Consider the following 15417-nt stretch of genomic DNA (forward strand, 5'->3'; position numbering starts at 1 on the left):
AGACTGCTTCTTAGTGTCGTCGAGAACAGAGGTAAAGGTCGGCTTCGGATCTCCTATGCGAGCTTGACGTCGGGCTCCGCGCGACCGCGCGCGGACGCTTGTAGCAGAAAGGTGCAACCGGCCTGCGGATCGGCCGCGCGTGCGTCGGCATCCATATCCTGCCACGCCGAGGTGACGAGCAGGCGCGACAGATCGGCGCCGACGAAAGCGGGACAGCTCGCCTGCCTCGCCGGCACGCGCAGCGAGCGCAGGCGCTCGCCTTGCGGCGAGTAGACGTCGACCCGGCCCGCGCCCCAGCAGGCGTTCCAGATTTGCCCCTCGGCGTCGCACACCGAGCCGTCGAGGCCGCCAATGCCAGTGTGGCGCAGCAGCACTTCCGGCTCGCCGCGCGGCAGGCCGGTGGTGGGATTGAGCGGCACCGCATAAAGCACGGCGCGCGCTGTGTCAGTGAAATAACCGATCGCGCCGTCTTGCGAGAAGCAGATCGAGTTGGGAATGCTGATGCCCGGAAACAGCGTCGAGATCTTGCCGCGGTGGAGCGCATAGATGGCGCCGGCCCCCCGCTCGGCCTTGCGCCCCATCGTGCCGATCCAGAACGTGCCTGATTGATGCACGCGGCAATCATTGGAGCGCGTTGCGGGATTGTCCGCCTCCAGCGGACAGAACAGCGTCATCGCGCCGTCGGCCACGCTGCGGATGTAACAACCATCTTCCGCGACGACCAGCTGGCGTTCGGCATCGATCCGCCCGAGCGCGCTCGCCATCCTGCCAAGCGCATGGATGCGGATCGTGCCGCTGCCAAGATGCGCCTCGAACAGGCGTCCCTCACGAATATCAAACCACCACGCTGTATCCGTGGCGACATCATAGGTCGGGCCTTCGCCGAGGTGACAGTGTTCGGCGGAGAGAACGGAGGTCGGCACCTCTTCCATCATGGCGTCCTCGCGGCAAAGCGATAGACGGTGTGATGCCGATAGACGCCACCAGGATCGAGGCGCGGGCTCGGGAAATCAGGCCGGTTCGGCGAATTGGGCCACGTGTGGGGCTCCAGGCACAACGCGTCCGACTGCCGGATCAGCTTGCCGCCCTTGCCCGAGATCGTGCCATCGAGATAGTTGCCGGAATAGACCTGGAGGCCGGGCTGATCGGTCAACAGTTCCATGATCCGCCCCGAGCGCGGCGCCTCCAGCCGGGCCGCGAGTGCGAGCTTGCCGTCACGCGCAAGACAGTAGGTGTGGTCGTAGCCCTTGCCGTTACGCAATTGCTGATCGCTCTCGCGGATGCGCGCGCCGACAGCGTGGGCCTCGCGGAAGTCAAACGGCGTGCCAGCCACGCTGCGCGGCGGCTCCGGCAGCGGGATGGCGGTGGGATCGATGGCCAGGAAATGTTCGGCCTTGACCGTCAGCCTGTGATCGAGCGTGGGCGTACCCGACGTCGCGCCTTCCAGATTGAAGAAGCTGTGGTTGGTGAGGTTCACGATGGTCGGACGGTCCGTCCGCCCCTCCATCGTCAACGACAGCTCGGCCGGGCCGGTGACGCGGTAGGTCAGGCGCACATCAAACTTGCCGGGATAATTTTCCTCACCATGCGGGCTGGTGTAGGTCAGCGTAACCGCAGGGCTGGCGCCATCGTCGAGCTCGGCAATGTCCCAGAGCTTGCGGTCGAAGCCGTCGAGGCCGCCATGCAGCGCATTCGGGCCGTTGTTGATTGGAAGCTGGAAGGTCTCGCCATCAAGCGAGAACTGCCCACTGGCGATGCGGTTGGCGTACCGGCCGACGGTCGCGCCAAAAAACTTCCGTTCGGCGAGATAGCCGTCGAAGGCATCATGGCCGAGCACGACGTCGTCGTAACCACCCTTCGCATCCGGCGCGATCAGCGCCTGGATCACCGCGCCATAGGTGATGATGCGAGCCTCAAACCCGCCCTCCCCGCGCAGCACGATGCGCTCGACCTTGCGTCCGTCAGGCAGCGTTCCAAAAACGTCTTTTGCTATTTTTGAGCCAGCCATGTCTAGTCCACAAACGGTTCGACGATGTTGCGCTTGCCGAGCAGGAAAGCGTCGGCAACGAGACGAAGCGGTGCCAGATCGACGTCGCTCGCGCCAGTCGCGGCGAGCTTGACGAAATGCCGATAGAGCTCGCGATATTCCTCATCGGGCGCGTCGGCAACAACCTTGTCGTTGAGCGCCATGATCCTGCCGCCGCGGGATAAAGTCATCCGGCCCTCGTCGGTTTCGACCAGGATATCCCAGCTCTGCGGTCCGGTCTGGCGGAAGTCGAATTCGGCCGTGATCGGCAGACCGCCGATATCGGTCAGCGTCAAATTGGCCGCAATCGGCGACTGGCAGTTGGCCGGAAAAGCGAGCTCGGCCGCGGTGACGAACACCGGCTTCGGCAGGATGCGGGTCAGGATCGACAGCGCGTTGATGCCGGGATCGAACACGCCGAGCCCGCCCGGCTCCCAGATCCAGGCCTGGCCGGGATGCCAGACGCGGACGTCTTCCTTCCAATTGATATGCACCGATTTGATCCGGCGTGCAGCCAGCCATTCGCGGGCCGGCTCGACCGCGGGTGCATGGCGCGAATGCCAGGTCGCAAACAGAGTGCGCTTTGCCTCCGCGGCAAGGGCGATCAACGGATCGAGCTCGGCAACGCCGATGCCGGGCGGCTTCTCCAGCATGACATGCTTGCCGGCGGCGAGCGCCGCGGCAGCCTGGGCACGACGCACCTGCGGCGGCGTGCAGAGCGACACCGCGTCGATCTGCGGTCCCTTCTCCAGCAGCTCCTCGACGGTCGCGAAATGCGGCAGGTCTGGCAGCGACGCGTTGCGGCTGGCAATTGCGGCGAGCATCGCGCCTGGCACTGCGGCGATCGCGCCGACGTGCTGGTCGCGCGCAATCTTGCCGAAGCCGACGATGGCGATGCGAAGTTCAGTCACACTTACTCTCCACTTTCCGCGGACGGCAGCGGCTCGGCAGGGGCCGTCTCGATCTCAGTGCCATCATGGCGACGCATGCCGTTGTGAATGACATAGACCATCGCCTCCGATGCCGCCCCGGCATCGCCGGACGTGATCGCGTCGACGATTTTCTGATGCCAGAGCAACACGGTGTCGCGGTCCTCCGGCTCGACCGGGGCACTGAGCAGGAACGAGGCGCGCAAGGCGGCCTCGATGACATGGCCGATCGAGCGCATGAACAGATTACCCGATGCCCGCGCCACCGCAACGTGCAGTGCGAGATCGGCATCGGCAAAGCGGACGGAATCGGAAGCCTCGAGCCGCATCCGTTCCATGCTGTGGCGAAGCTCGGCGATATCCTCCTCGGACCGCTGCGCCGCCGCGAGCGCGGCGGCCCGCGGCTCGACCGCGAGGCGAATCTCGGCGAGGTCGTTGAGAAAACGCTTGTCGATGCCGGCATCGAGATGCCAGGCCAGCACGTCGGCGTCGAACATGTTCCAGGCGGCGCGTTCGCGCACGACGGTGCCCACCCGCGCCTTGGTGGTCAAAAGCCCCTTGGCGACCAGCGTCTTCACGCTCTCGCGCAGCACCGGCCGCGACACGCCGAACATCGCGATCAGCTCGGCGTCACCCGGAAGCCGCGCCCCTTCGGCATAGCGGCTAGCGATGATGTCGACGCCAATCGAGCGGGCGACCTCCGCGTGGTTGGAATGGGCCCGCCGTGTCGGGATGACGACGATGCGCGAGGTCATGAGACGGCTCCCGCACGTTTCGCCGCCGGCGGTCGCGCCAGCGCGACCAGTCCCTGCTGCAGGGCGATGAAGGCGAACAGCAAGACGCCGGTCGCGATCTTGGTCCACCAGCTCGACAGTGTCCCGTCGAAATTGATGTAAGTCTGGATCATGCCCTGGATCAGCACGCCGAGGAAGGTGCCGATCACCGAGCCCTGCCCGCCCGTGAGCAGCGTGCCACCGATGACCACGGCCGCGATGCTATCGAGCTCGACGCCGACGGCGGAGAGAGAATAGCCGGCGCTGGTGTAGAAGGAGAACACGATGCCGGCGATGCCCGCAAGCAGGCTCGACAGCATGTAGATCTTCACCGTCATCTTGCCGACCGCGACGCCCATCAGGCTTGCGGTGGCCCGGCCTCCGCCAAGTGCATAGACGTTGGCACCGAACCGGGTGAGACGCAGCAGCAGCACGCCGCCGATCACAATCGCGAGCATGATGATCGCGATCGCGGTCAGCCGCCCACCCCCGGGGATGCGCAGCGCGAAGTCGGACACCGATGCGTAGACCGGCGCGGTGATCGGCACCGACTCCGTCGAGAGCAGGAAGCTCGCGCCGCGCGCCAGGAACATCCCGGCGAGCGTCACGATGAAGGGCGGCAGGTCGAAGACGTGGATGATCGCGCCCATCGCGGCGCCAAAGGCCGCCGAGAGCGCAAGGATGGCGACGAACGCGACCAGCGGCGGCACGCCCCAGCGCTCGATCGCGAGCGCCACGAACACGGTGGTGAAGCCGATCACCGAGCCGACCGAGAGATCGATGCCGCCGGAGATGATGACGAAGGTCATGCCGGTCGCGACGATGCCGAGGAAGGCATTGTCGGTGAGGAGATTGCCGACCACGCGGGTCGAGGCGATGTTGGGAAACTGTAGCGCGCAGAGGGCAAAGCCTGCGACGAGGACGACGGCCGTGATCAGGACGGGCGGCAGGCCTTTCATGGTTTCGTCCTCCGCAGCCGCGCCATGATGCCAGCAAAGTCGGACAGTTTTGGCGATTGTAGCAGCAGCACCGCGAGCACCACCACGGCCTTGACCAGCAAATTGAACTCCGGCGGATAGCCCGACAGCAAAATGCCGGTGTTCATGGTCTGGATGATCAGCGCACCGAGCACCGCCAGAACAAGGCTGAAGCGGCCGCCGAACAGCGAGGTGCCGCCGATCACCACCGCGAGGATGGCATCGAGCTCGAGCCAAAGGCCGGCATTGTTGGCATCCGCGCCCATGATGTCGGCCGCGGCAATCACGCCGGCAAGTGCGGCGCAGACGCCGCACCAGACGTAGACCGCCAAAATCATCCCGCGCGTGGCGACGCCGGCAAGCTCGCTCGCCCGCGCATTGCCGCCGGTCGCCTCGATCAGAAGTCCAAGCGCCGAGCCGCGCACCACCGCACCGGTCAGGATCAGCATGCCGAGCGCAATCGCGATCGGCACCGGCACGCCGAGAATGGCGCCGTTGCCGAGCCAGACCAGATCCGGCGAGCTGAAGGTCACGATGCGACCTTCAGTGATGAGCTGGGCGATACCGCGACCGGCGACCATCAGGATCAGCGTTGCCACGATCGGCTGCATGCCAAGCACGGCGACGAGGAAGCCGTTCCACAATCCGCAGACGAGCCCCGCGCCAAGCGCCGCCGCCAGCACCACCGGCAGGCCGTGGCTGTCGGCGAGGCTCGCGGCGATCGCGCCGCAGATCGCCATCACCGCACCGACGGAGAGGTCTATCCCACGCGTCGCGATCACCAGCACCATGCCGAGCGAGAGCAGCGCCACCGGTGTGCCGCGGTTGAGCACGTCGATCAGGCTGCCGAACAGCCGACCGTCCTGGAGACGCAGGTCGAAGAATTGCGGCGACACCACGCGGTCGACCGCGAGAATGACGACAAGCGCGAGGATCTGGGCAAGGCCGCGCCGCGGCAATAGCGCTGTCATGCCCGGGCCTCTTGCATCGCTGCGCCATCGGCGGCGATGGCCGCGAGAATGTTGGTGACGTCGATGGCCTCGCCCGAGAGCTCCTCGACATGGGTTCGGTCGCGAAGCACAACCACACGATCGGAATAGGTCACGATCTCGTCGAGCTCGGAGGAGATCACGAGCAGCGCCAGCCCGTCGTCGCAGAGCTCGCGGATCAGGCGGATGATCTCGGCATGCGCGCCGACATCGATGCCGCGCGTGGGTTCATCCAGCACGAGGAGCCGTGGCGAAGTCGCGAGCCATCGCGCCAGCAGAACCTTTTGCTGATTGCCGCCGGAGAGCAGGCCGACGGGTCGTTCCGCATCGGGCGGGCGGATGTCGAGCATCTTGACGTAACGTCTCGCAATCTCGTCTTGCTCGCGTCGCGACAGCGGCCGATGCAGCCCGCGCTTGGCCTGAAGCGCCAGCACGATGTTCTCGCGCACGGTGAGCTCGGCGACGATGCCATCGGTCTTGCGCTCCTCCGGGCAATAGCCAAAGCCGTGGCGCACGCCATCACGCGGGGACTGCAGCCGTACGGCCGCGCCCTCCACCCTCGCATGCCCGCCATCGGCACGCTCGGCGCCGAACACCAGCCGCGCTGTCTCGGTGCGGCCCGAGCCGAGGAGGCCAGCGAGACCAACGACCTCGCCGTGGCGCAGCTCGAGATTGAACGGGGCGACATAGCCGGCCTTGCCGTAACTCTCGAAACTCGCGCAGATCTCGCGTGCCTTGTGCTCGCCGACCGCCGCCCGTGCGCTGGTGGTCTCGGCCAGCTCGCGCCCGAGCATCATCCGGATCAGCTCGAGCCGCGGCAGCGAAGCGATCTCGCGCTCGCCGACCAGGCGACCGTTCCGCAAGACCGTGATGCGGTCTGATATCTCGTAGACCTGATCGAGAAAATGACTGACGAAGACGATGCCGATGCCACGCTTGGCCAATTGGCGCATGATGCCGAACAGGATCTCGACCTCGTGACGGTCGAGGCTCGCTGTCGGCTCGTCCAGGATCAGCACGCGGGCGGAAAGATCGACGGCGCGTGCGATCGCGGTGACGTGTTGTATGGCTACCGAATAATTGCCGAGTGGCGCTGCGACATCGATATCGAGGCCGAATTCCGTGAGCAGCGCTTTGGCGCGGCGGCGCATCTCGCCTTCACGCACGATGCCGAAGCGCATCGGCTGGCGGTCGAGAAACAGGTTCTGCGCCACCGACAGGTTCGGCAGCAGGTTAACCTCCTGGTAGACGGTGGCAATGCCGGCTTGCAGCGCAGCCTTGGCAGAACGCGGCGCGACCTCTTCGCCGCCCAGACGGACGACACCGGCATCGCGCGGGAACACGCCGGTGATGACCTTGATCAGCGTGGATTTGCCGGCTCCATTCTCGCCGAGCAGCGCATGGATCTCGCCGGCGCGAAGCGTGAAGTCGACCTCCTGCAACGCGCGCACCGCACCGAAGCTCTTGCTGATCCCGCGCACCTCCAACAAAGAAGGAGCCGGATCAAGGCTATTCTCCATAACGACGTCACTCCCACCGGCGCCCGCTTATGCTGCGGACACCCAGCCTATTCGTTCGTGCAACGGATGCGAAGGGGGTTGCCGGACCGCAAAGAGCGGTCCGGCAGGCGCTCGCTTCAGTAACCGAGGCCCTTCTTGCTGTCGTATTCCTTCTGCGGATCGTCGGCGGCCGTGAGAAGCCTGGATTCGGTCTGGATCCATTTCGGCGGAACGGTGCCCTTTGCCTTGAATGCCGCGACGGCATCGAAGGCCGGCCCCGCCATGTTCGGCGTCAGCTCGACCGTGGCATTGGCCTCGCCGGCGACCATCGCCTTGAAGATATCGGGGACCGCGTCGATCGAGACGGTGAGGATGTCCTTGCCCGGCTTGAGACCGGCTTCCTTCATTGCCTGGATCGCGCCGACCATCATGTCATCGTTGTGGGCATAGACCGCGCAGATGTTCTTGCCGCCGCCTTCGGCCTTGATGAAGCTCTCCATGACTTCCTTGCCCTTGGCGCGGGTGAAGTCGCCGGTCTGGCTGCGCACCACCTTCAAATTGGCATGCTTGGCGATGGCGGTGTCAAAGCCCTTCTTGCGGTTGGCGGCGACGCTGGCGCCGACCGTGCCCTGCAATTCGACGACGTTGCAGGCCTTGTCGCCGACGGTCTTGGCCAGCCATTCGCCGGCGACCGCGCCTTCATGCACGCTGTCCGACGTGACGGCGGTGAGATAGAGGTCCTTGCCGGACGGATCGATGTCGCGGTCGAGCAGCACGACCGGGATCTTGGCTTCCTTGGCTTCCTTCAGTACCGAATCCCAGCCGGTCGAGACCACGGGCGCGAGGAAGATCGCATCGACATTCTGGGCGATGAAGGAGCGGATCGCCTTGATCTGGTTCTCCTGCTTCTGCTGCGCATCGGCGATTTTGAGATTGACCTTGCGCTTGGTGGCCTCCTGCTTGGAGACCGACGTCTCGGCCGCGCGCCAGCCGGATTCCGATCCGATCTGCGAGAAGCCGACGGTGAGCTCGGCTGCATTGGCCGGCAGCGCGAGCAACAACGCGGCCGTGGCGCTGGCCGCAAAAAGGGCTTTGAAGGTCATCAGACGTGTCTCCCAAAATGTTGTCCGGGGCGCCTTCGGTATCCTGGCACCCTCAAGCCGGCCTTTAAGGCGGCGGGAGGGACTATTTCACGGAAGTTTCTGCCCGTATAGTCATATTATTTGACTATTCAACCGAATGTCACCGGGATGCCGACGGCTGCGTAGATGGCTCGCCAAACGCGACCTTGTTCCATGGATGCAACGTGGAGGTGAAAGGAGTTTTGCGAGTGCGGCATCGTCATGGCCGGGCTCGTCAAGGCCCTCCGCGGCCTTCTCTCGCGGGTCAAAGAACGTGTATGCCCGGGCCTTCGCCGCGCCGAAGGGGCTTCGGCCCCGCAGGCGGGACAAGTCCGGGCATCACGGTCTCATGGAAATTTGCGTGTGCGATCAGCTGCCACGCGTGGCAGAGAAGCGAAGTGCTAGATCAACTTCCGCTGCGCCAGGTTCTTCATCAGTGCCCCGATGCCGAACGTCCACGGTTCGCACTCGTCGCTGGTGCGCATGCGGTTGACGAGCTTGCCGAGCTGAGGTGCCGATATCGTGACGATGTCGTCGCGCTTGTGGGTGAACCCCTGCCCCGGCGCATCGCGATCCTTGACCGGCGCGAACATCGTGCCGAGGAACAGAACGAAGCCATCAGGATATTGATGCACCTTGCCGATGGTCTGCGCGACAAGATCGGTCGGATCGCGGCTGATCATGCTGATCGACGAGTGGCCGTCGAGCACGAAACCGTCCGCGCCCTTCACGTTCAGGCTGATATCGAGCTTGCGCGCATCGTCGAGCGTGAAAGTGTCGTCGAACAGACGTAGCAGCGGTCCGATCGCGCACGAGGCGTTGTTGTCCTTGGCCTTCGACAAGAGCAGCGCCGAGCGGCCCTCGAAGTCACGCAAATTCACGTCGTTGCCGAGCGCGCCGCCGACGATCTTGCCGCGGCTGGAGACGAACAGCACCAGCTCCGGCTCGGGGTTGTTCCAGGTGGACTTCGGATGCAACCCGGCGTCCATGCCGGTGCCGACCGAGGACAGGGTCGGCGCCTTGGTGAAGACTTCGGCATCGGGACCAATGCCGACTTCGAGATACTGGCTCCAGGCATTCTGATCGACCAGCACCTGCTTCAGATGCATCGCCTGGTCCGAGCCCGGCTTGAGTTTTGACAGATCGTCGCCGATCAGCCGTGTCACCTCTTTCCGGATTGCTTCGGCCGAGGCCGGATTGCCCTTGGCCCGCTCCTCGATCACGCGTTCCAGCATCGAGATCGCGAAGGTGACACCGGCAGCCTTCAAGGTCTGGAGATCGACCGGCGCCAGCAGCCAGGACTTTTTCGGGTCGCGCCCATCAGGCCCCGTGTTGGCAACGATGGCTTCGAGATCGTCGATCCGCTCGCCCTTGGTCGCGGCAAGCGCTTTGGCCGGATTGTCCTCCTCGCAGAGGGCGCTGACGGTCGGGAATTTCGCGGTGACGTCGAAGACACCGTCGGTGCGCACGGCGACCACGGCCGGGCCGTCCGCCTGCGGCAGCCAAACGCGACCGACCAGCGTCCCCTTCGTTCCATCCTCAGGAAGAAGGTCTTTAACCGTCAAACTCGTCATGGCCGGCGTCCTCGCTGTTTCTAAGGACTGGCCACTTTCGCAAGCGGCCGATCCCATTGGCGAAGACCAATAAACGTCTGGCAGGGGAAGTCCAGAGCGGCACGTTGCCCTGCTGCTATGCCCCTGCCCGCGCCTTTTGGGCCGCGATCTGCTGCAGCGCCCAGCGTGCATTCTTGCGGACATCCGGATCGGCGTCGTCGGCGATCACGGCCAGGAATGCTTCACCGTCGGGATGGGCGATCTCGCCGAGCGCGGCGGCCGCTTCCTTGCGCAAATTCGCCTGATCGTGATTGATGCAATTGCCGATCGGCCGTACCGCGCGCTCGATCTTCATCTTGCCGAGGCTGCGGATCGCCTTCAGCCGCACCTGCCAGAACTCATCGGTAAGCGCGCCGACGAGCTGGTCGGCCGCGATCGAACCGTTGACGTTGAGGCCGAGCGTTTCCGCCGCCATCTCGCGGACCATCCAGTCGGCATCCTTCAAGGCTCGCGTAATCGTCTCAGCCGCGGGCTTCATCTGTGAGAACGCGAGCGCACTCACGGCGGCGCGGCGGACATGTGCATCGGGATCGTTGATGAGCGCGGTCAGCGCGGGGATGGATTCCTCCAGCTTCAGGAAGCCGATCACGCCGATCGCCTGCACGCGCACGGCGGCATCGAGATCCTGCAGCGCTTCCAGCGCGGGCTTCAGCGTATCCTTGCGCCGCAGCTCCTTCAGCGCGCGCAGCGCGCCCATGCGGACGAAGGCGTGGGCGTGCTTGACCAGCGGCAGGATGGTCTCCGCACACGCCGGATCCTTGAACTCGGCCATGCTGTCGGCAGCAGCGGCCGCCACGATCCGTTCCGGGTCGACCAGCAGTTTCACCAATGCACTTGCGGCTTCCGGCCCGTCGAACTCGCCGAGCGCCATCGCGACCTGCTGACGCACGCCGGCGTCGGGATCGGTTACGATGCTGGCGAGATGACCAACCGCGGCGGGGTCGCCGGAATGGCCGAGTGCGATAATGGCGACGCGGCGCTCGGCGGGATCGGCCGCCTGGAGCCGCTCGTCGGCGTCTTCGAGATCGTCATAGGATTCGAACGGGCTCGACATGCTCACCTCAACAGATAGGGAATGTTGACGGTAACGGCGCCGGTCGGGCAATCGGCCTCGCAGGGCATGCAGTACCAGCACTCGTCATAGGCCATGTAGGCCTTGCCGGTCATGTCGCTGATGCGCAGCACGTCGAGCGGACAGACGTCGACGCACACGGTACAGCCCTTGTCGGCGATGCATTTGGCGTCGTCGACGACCACCGGAACCGATGTCTGATAGGACGCGAGAGGCATTTGATGTCTCCAGTTGCTATGGTGCGGTGGATCAGGCGGAGGCGCGGATGCGCTGCTTGTCGTAGAGGTCCTTCTCGTCGTCGGCGATCGGCACGACGTAAGGCTCGACCGCGCGCTTCTCGCTGGTCATCTTGCCATTCTGGTTCGACAGCAGCGTGTGGCAGAACCAGTTCTCGTTGTCCTTCTCGGGGAAATCTGTGCGCCAGTGGTAGAGGCCCCAGCGGCTTTCCTCGCGGTAGAGCGAAGCGTGCACCGCCATGTCGGCGCAGTCCATGATCGACTGCACTTCGAGCGCGCGAAGCAGCTCGTGCGCATTGCGGGCGATCATGTGCTCCTGCATGTCCTGGCGCGTCTCGGCGAGGCGGCGCATGCCGAGCTCATATTTGCGCGTGACCTTCGGTGGCTGGAGATAGTCATTCACCAGGCGGCGGGTCTTGTACTCGACCTGGTTCGGTGGAATGCCATCCTCGCGCCTGGTCGGCGCCAGCACCCGGTCGCGCTCTTTCGCGACATCGGCCGCGTCGAATTCGGCGAAGTCATGGCTGTCGGCGAACTCCATCGCGTCGATGCCGGCAACCGAGCCATTGGTGAAGGCGCCGAGCATGTAATTGTGCGGCACGCTCGCCATATCGCCGGCGGCATAGAGGCCGGGCACGGTGGTGCGGGCATTGTCGTCGACGAACACGCCGGAGGCGCTGTGGCCGGAGCAGAAGCCGATCTCCGAGATGTGCATCTCGATCGAGTCGTTGCGGTAGTCGACCCCGCGCCCCTGCTGGAACAGGCCGCGCGTCGGCCGCTCGACCTTGTGCAGCGTGGACTCGATCTCCGAGATCGTGTCGGGGTGGAGATGCTTGAGCTGGAGGAACACCGGGCCCTTGCCTGACAACAGCTCGTTGTAAAATTCCAGCATCATCTGGCCGGACCAGTAGTCGCATTCAATGAAGCGTGAGCCCTCGTTGTTGGCCGTAAACGCGCCGAACGGACCGGCGACATAGGCGCAAGCCGGGCCGTTGTAATCCTTGATCAGCGGATTGATCTGGTAGCATTCGAGGTTCGCGAGTGCGGCGCCGGCGTGATAGGCCATCGAATAGCCATCGCCGGAATTGGCGGCGTTCTCGTAGGTGCCGAACATGTAGCCGGACGTCGGCAGGCCGAGGCGGCCGGCGGCGCCCATGCACAGGATCACGGCCTTGGCCTTGATCACCAGGATCTCGGCAGTGCGGGTGTTGACAGAGATCGCCCCCGCGATGCGGCCGTCGGACGATTTGAGCAGCCGGGTCGCCATGTAACGGTTGGAGATCAGGATGCGGGCGCGGCGGAGCTGGCGGTACAGCGCCTTCTTCACGGTCTCGCCGTTCGGCATCGGCAGAACATAGGTGCCGATGTGGTGCACCTTCTTGACGGCATAGTCGCCGTTCTCGTTCTTCAGGAAGCGGATGCCGAAGCTGTCGAGCTCCTCGATGATCTTGTAGCAGTTCTGGGCGTATTTATAGACCGCCTTCTGATCGACAATGCCGTCATTGGCGATGGTGATTTCCTTGGTGTACTGCTCCGGCGTCGCATAGCCGGGGATGACGGCGTTGTTCAGCCCGTCCATGCCCATTGAGATCGCGCCGGAACGCTTGACGTTGGCCTTTTCGAGCAGGACGACATTGGCCTTCGGATTCCTGAGCTTCGCCTTTAATGCCGCCATCGGACCGGCCGTGCCGCCGCCGATCACCAGCACATCGCAGGAAACCTCCGAAAGTCCGTCGACGATCTGATCTAGTGCCATCGCTTGCTCCTGGTTCGCCGATCCGGCGCCTTTGCATCAGATTTGTTCAGGAGGCGTCCCAGCGATAGCAATTAGTTGTCGCGGGGAGCCGATTTGCTCTCAGCGCTCGACAAAAGCCTTTTCGATCACGAAATGCCCGGGCTGGCTGTGATTGCCTTCGACAAAGCCGCGCGCGGAGAACATCGCAGGCAGTTCCTCAAGCATCGCGGGGCTCCCGCACAGCATGATGCGGTCGGTTTCGATATCGAGACCGGATTGCCCGATATCGTCGAACAGCTGATTGGACGAGATCAGATCGGTGATACGGCCGCGATTCCGGAACGGCTCGCGGGTCACGGTCGGGTAGTAGACGAGCTTGTCGCGGATCAGGGGTCCGAAGAATTCGTGATTGCGCAAGCCGTCGACGACGTGCTCGCCATAAGCGAGTTCGGAGACCTGGCGGCAGCCATGGGCGAGCACGATGGTCTCGTAATTCTCATAGACATCGGGGTCCTTGATCAGGCTTGCGAACGGAGCGAGGCCCGTGCCGGTCGAGAGCAGCAGAAGACGCTTGCCCGGAATGAGGTTGCCGGTGATCAGCGTGCCCGTCGCCTTGCGGCCGACCAGGATAATGTCGCCTTCCCTGATCTTCTGAAGGCGCGAGGTCAGCGGGCCGTCCTGCACCTTGATCGAGAAGAATTCGAGCGCTTCCTCGTGATTTGCGCTGGCCATGCTGTAAGCGCGCATCAACGGCTTGCCTTCGACTTCCAGTCCGATCATCGCGAACTGGCCGTTCTGGAAGCGGAAGCCCGGATCCCGCGTCGCAGTGAAGCTGAACAGGGACTCGGTCCAGTGCCTGACCGACAAAACCGTTTCCTTCTGAAATGCGCTCATTGTCTCTCCTTGGCTCGCGACGACGCGCAAGGTTTCGGAGAGACGGGACTCCGGCAACGCGGAAACGACATTCCCGGTCGATTAGTTTCACATTTCGTCGGTGACGATCGAAGAACAGGCATCGACGAACGTGCGATTGCGCGCCGACGCTGGCAATTAGTTGCTATCCGAGCGCGCCGGCGCTGACGTAGAGAGGAATCGGAGGTTCGTCATGACCATGACTTTGGTGGCACCGACCGTGGCCGACTATGAGGCAAGCGCCGATCTCGCGACGCTCCTCGTCCGCACGACCGAAGGCGACGCTCTCAGCGTTCCCGCCGAAAAACTCCGCCTCTCATGCAAATGCGCCCACTGCACCCGCGCCCGCTTCGACGGCCGCTTCCCCGAATGCTTTCCGGGCATCGCCATCACCGAGGTCGGCGATCTCGGCTATGGGCTGAATATCTCGTTTTCGGACGGGCACAATCGGGGAATTTACCCGAAGCAGTATTTGTTGAGTTTGGCGGAGCGGTAACCCACTCACGACGCTGGAGAGGGGTTTCACCCAAGCAGCGGCCTCCGCCGGCATTCCCCGCTAACGTCCCCCATCTGGCACGGACATTGCTCCTCTTTAGAACGATTTGAACGTTCCGGAGGCAGACGATGTTGCAGGCGGCGAGTGCGATTCGCGGGACCGTTCCCCCGGTAGTCCGGCCTGCAGGCAGTTCCTCGCTGCTCCTCACCGAGAACCAGCAATGGATCGGCGGCCCGCCGCCGCTGATGGACAAGCTGACGCCGCGCGAGCGGGAGCTCGTGCTGAAGCAGGGCCGGCGAAAAGTGCTCAACCGCGGCCAGACGCTGTTCAGCCAGGGCGGCAAACATGACGGCATCTGGCTGATCGAAAGCGGCCGCATCCGCGTGTTCTACACCTCCCCGCTCGGACGCGAGATCACGCTCGCCTACTGGCATGTCGGCAATTTCGTCGGCGGACCCGAAGTGTTCGAGGGCACCGTGCATCAATGGTCCGGCGTCGCATCCAGCAATTGCAGCGTGGTGCACCTGCCCGGAAAGGAACTGCGGTCACTGGCCGTCGAGATACCGAACCTCGCGATTGGTCTGATCGAGGGCCTGACCTTCAAGGGCAAATGCTATTCGGCACTGGCCCAGATGCTGGGAACACGGTCGATCACGCAGCGCCTCGCACACCTGCTGCTGCATCTCGTGGATCTCTATGGCGTCGACGACGCCGACGGGCGCGTGATTGCCGCTGCCTTCACCCATGCCGACATCGCCCACATGGTCGGCGCCACCAGGCAATGGGTCACGATCAGCCTGAAACGCATGCAGGAGAAGGGAATCGTCCTGACCAAGCGTTCGCAGATCGTGGTCTGCCGGACCGACGCGCTGGAGGAGATGCGCGGCCAAGGGACAGACTAAGGCCGCTGCACAGGCAAGCGGCTTTATAGTGCAGGACTGCCCAAGGAGTATGCAATCAGCTTTTCCCGGCAACTAATCGACTGCGGTCATCATTCCGGATTTGCCCTGCCGGTGCCCTCACCCAATCATGGCACCAC

15 protein-coding genes are annotated in these 15417 nt (G+C 64.1%); 2 read left to right on the forward strand and 13 right to left on the reverse strand.

Features of this window, described 5'->3' with window-relative positions; genetic code table 11:
* Nucleotides 1–53: 53 nt before the first annotated feature.
* The 13 genes from K3F49_RS12125 to K3F49_RS12185 form a co-directional block, all read right to left on the reverse strand.
* The gene (locus tag K3F49_RS12125; RefSeq protein WP_234681432.1) at nt 54–932 is read right to left on the reverse strand and encodes an SMP-30/gluconolactonase/LRE family protein; all 879 of its coding nucleotides are present in this window, start codon (nt 930–932) and stop codon (nt 54–56) included.
* Nucleotides 932–2008, reverse strand: coding sequence for an aldose epimerase family protein (locus K3F49_RS12130; RefSeq protein ID WP_234681148.1), 1077 nt, complete (start codon nt 2006–2008; stop codon nt 932–934). The genes K3F49_RS12125 and K3F49_RS12130 overlap by 1 nt, the downstream gene beginning before the upstream one ends.
* A gap of 2 nt (nt 2009–2010) precedes the next feature.
* Nucleotides 2011–2937, reverse strand: coding sequence for a Gfo/Idh/MocA family protein (locus K3F49_RS12135; RefSeq protein ID WP_234681149.1), 927 nt, complete (start codon nt 2935–2937; stop codon nt 2011–2013).
* Nucleotides 2938–2939: 2 nt separating this feature from the next.
* On the reverse strand, nt 2940–3710 hold the full coding sequence (locus K3F49_RS12140) for a FadR/GntR family transcriptional regulator (RefSeq protein ID WP_234681150.1): 771 nt from the start codon (nt 3708–3710) through the stop codon (nt 2940–2942).
* A complete protein-coding gene (gene yjfF / locus K3F49_RS12145; RefSeq protein ID WP_234681151.1) occupies nt 3707–4687 on the reverse strand; it encodes a galactofuranose ABC transporter, permease protein YjfF in 981 nt (326 codons plus the stop codon). The genes K3F49_RS12140 and yjfF overlap by 4 nt, the downstream gene beginning before the upstream one ends.
* Entirely contained in the window at nt 4684–5676 is a 993-nt protein-coding gene (locus K3F49_RS12150) for an ABC transporter permease (protein ID WP_234681152.1), read from the reverse strand. The genes yjfF and K3F49_RS12150 overlap by 4 nt, the downstream gene beginning before the upstream one ends.
* On the reverse strand, nt 5673–7214 hold the full coding sequence (locus tag K3F49_RS12155) for a sugar ABC transporter ATP-binding protein (protein ID WP_234681153.1): 1542 nt from the start codon (nt 7212–7214) through the stop codon (nt 5673–5675). Before K3F49_RS12155 ends, K3F49_RS12150 begins: the two co-directional genes overlap by 4 nt.
* 116 nt (nt 7215–7330) lie before the next feature.
* On the reverse strand, nt 7331–8296 hold the full coding sequence (gene ytfQ / locus K3F49_RS12160; RefSeq protein WP_234681154.1) for a galactofuranose ABC transporter, galactofuranose-binding protein YtfQ: 966 nt from the start codon (nt 8294–8296) through the stop codon (nt 7331–7333).
* Between the two features lie 419 nt (nt 8297–8715).
* Nucleotides 8716–9888: a fumarylacetoacetate hydrolase family protein gene (locus K3F49_RS12165; protein WP_234681155.1), complete on the reverse strand. Its 1173-nt coding sequence runs from the start codon at nt 9886–9888 to the stop codon at nt 8716–8718.
* 115 nt (nt 9889–10003) lie between these two features.
* A complete protein-coding gene (locus tag K3F49_RS12170) occupies nt 10004–10981 on the reverse strand; it encodes a HEAT repeat domain-containing protein (protein WP_234681156.1) in 978 nt (325 codons plus the stop codon).
* Between the two features lie 2 nt (nt 10982–10983).
* Entirely contained in the window at nt 10984–11217 is a 234-nt protein-coding gene (locus tag K3F49_RS12175; protein ID WP_008141081.1) for a 4Fe-4S dicluster domain-containing protein, read from the reverse strand.
* A 31-nt stretch (nt 11218–11248) separates the two neighbouring features.
* Nucleotides 11249–12991, reverse strand: a complete 1743-nt coding sequence (locus K3F49_RS12180) for a fumarate reductase/succinate dehydrogenase flavoprotein subunit (protein WP_234681157.1) — start codon at nt 12989–12991, stop codon at nt 11249–11251.
* Nucleotides 12992–13090: 99 nt separating this feature from the next.
* Nucleotides 13091–13864 (reverse strand): ferredoxin--NADP reductase, encoded by a 774-nt coding sequence (locus tag K3F49_RS12185; RefSeq protein ID WP_234681158.1) that lies wholly within the window; start codon nt 13862–13864, stop codon nt 13091–13093.
* 217 nt (nt 13865–14081) lie between these two features.
* Here K3F49_RS12185 and K3F49_RS12190 point away from each other — a divergent pair, with 217 nt between their 5' ends.
* A complete protein-coding gene (locus K3F49_RS12190; RefSeq protein WP_234681433.1) occupies nt 14082–14378 on the forward strand; it encodes a gamma-butyrobetaine hydroxylase-like domain-containing protein in 297 nt (98 codons plus the stop codon).
* Between the two features lie 128 nt (nt 14379–14506).
* Complete coding sequence (locus K3F49_RS12195) at nt 14507–15280, forward strand: Crp/Fnr family transcriptional regulator (protein WP_234681159.1); 774 nt, start codon at nt 14507–14509, stop codon at nt 15278–15280.
* Nucleotides 15281–15417: the final 137 nt, after the last annotated feature.

The organism is Bradyrhizobium monzae, assembly GCF_021458635.1.
GTDB lineage: Bacteria > Pseudomonadota > Alphaproteobacteria > Rhizobiales > Xanthobacteraceae > Bradyrhizobium.

What these genes read in the sequence shown, in the direction of transcription:
- K3F49_RS12180 (WP_234681157.1), bottom strand. Translation starts at nt 12,991, where the DNA reads ATGGCACTAGATCAGATCGTCGACGGACTTTCGGAGGTTTCCTGCGAT.
- K3F49_RS12155 (WP_234681153.1), bottom strand. Translation starts at nt 7,214, where the DNA reads ATGGAGAATAGCCTTGATCCGGCTCCTTCTTTGTTGGAGGTGCGCGGG.
- yjfF (WP_234681151.1), bottom strand. Translation starts at nt 4,687, where the DNA reads ATGAAAGGCCTGCCGCCCGTCCTGATCACGGCCGTCGTCCTCGTCGCA.
- K3F49_RS12125 (WP_234681432.1), bottom strand. Translation starts at nt 932, where the DNA reads ATGGAAGAGGTGCCGACCTCCGTTCTCTCCGCCGAACACTGTCACCTC.
- K3F49_RS12190 (WP_234681433.1), top strand. Translation starts at nt 14,082, where the DNA reads ATGACTTTGGTGGCACCGACCGTGGCCGACTATGAGGCAAGCGCCGAT.
- K3F49_RS12185 (WP_234681158.1), bottom strand. Translation starts at nt 13,864, where the DNA reads ATGAGCGCATTTCAGAAGGAAACGGTTTTGTCGGTCAGGCACTGGACC.
- K3F49_RS12140 (WP_234681150.1), bottom strand. Translation starts at nt 3,710, where the DNA reads ATGACCTCGCGCATCGTCGTCATCCCGACACGGCGGGCCCATTCCAAC.
- K3F49_RS12195 (WP_234681159.1), top strand. Translation starts at nt 14,507, where the DNA reads ATGTTGCAGGCGGCGAGTGCGATTCGCGGGACCGTTCCCCCGGTAGTC.
- K3F49_RS12165 (WP_234681155.1), bottom strand. Translation starts at nt 9,888, where the DNA reads ATGACGAGTTTGACGGTTAAAGACCTTCTTCCTGAGGATGGAACGAAG.
- ytfQ (WP_234681154.1), bottom strand. Translation starts at nt 8,296, where the DNA reads ATGACCTTCAAAGCCCTTTTTGCGGCCAGCGCCACGGCCGCGTTGTTG.
- K3F49_RS12175 (WP_008141081.1), bottom strand. Translation starts at nt 11,217, where the DNA reads ATGCCTCTCGCGTCCTATCAGACATCGGTTCCGGTGGTCGTCGACGAC.
- K3F49_RS12170 (WP_234681156.1), bottom strand. Translation starts at nt 10,981, where the DNA reads ATGTCGAGCCCGTTCGAATCCTATGACGATCTCGAAGACGCCGACGAG.
- K3F49_RS12130 (WP_234681148.1), bottom strand. Translation starts at nt 2,008, where the DNA reads ATGGCTGGCTCAAAAATAGCAAAAGACGTTTTTGGAACGCTGCCTGAC.
- K3F49_RS12150 (WP_234681152.1), bottom strand. Translation starts at nt 5,676, where the DNA reads ATGACAGCGCTATTGCCGCGGCGCGGCCTTGCCCAGATCCTCGCGCTT.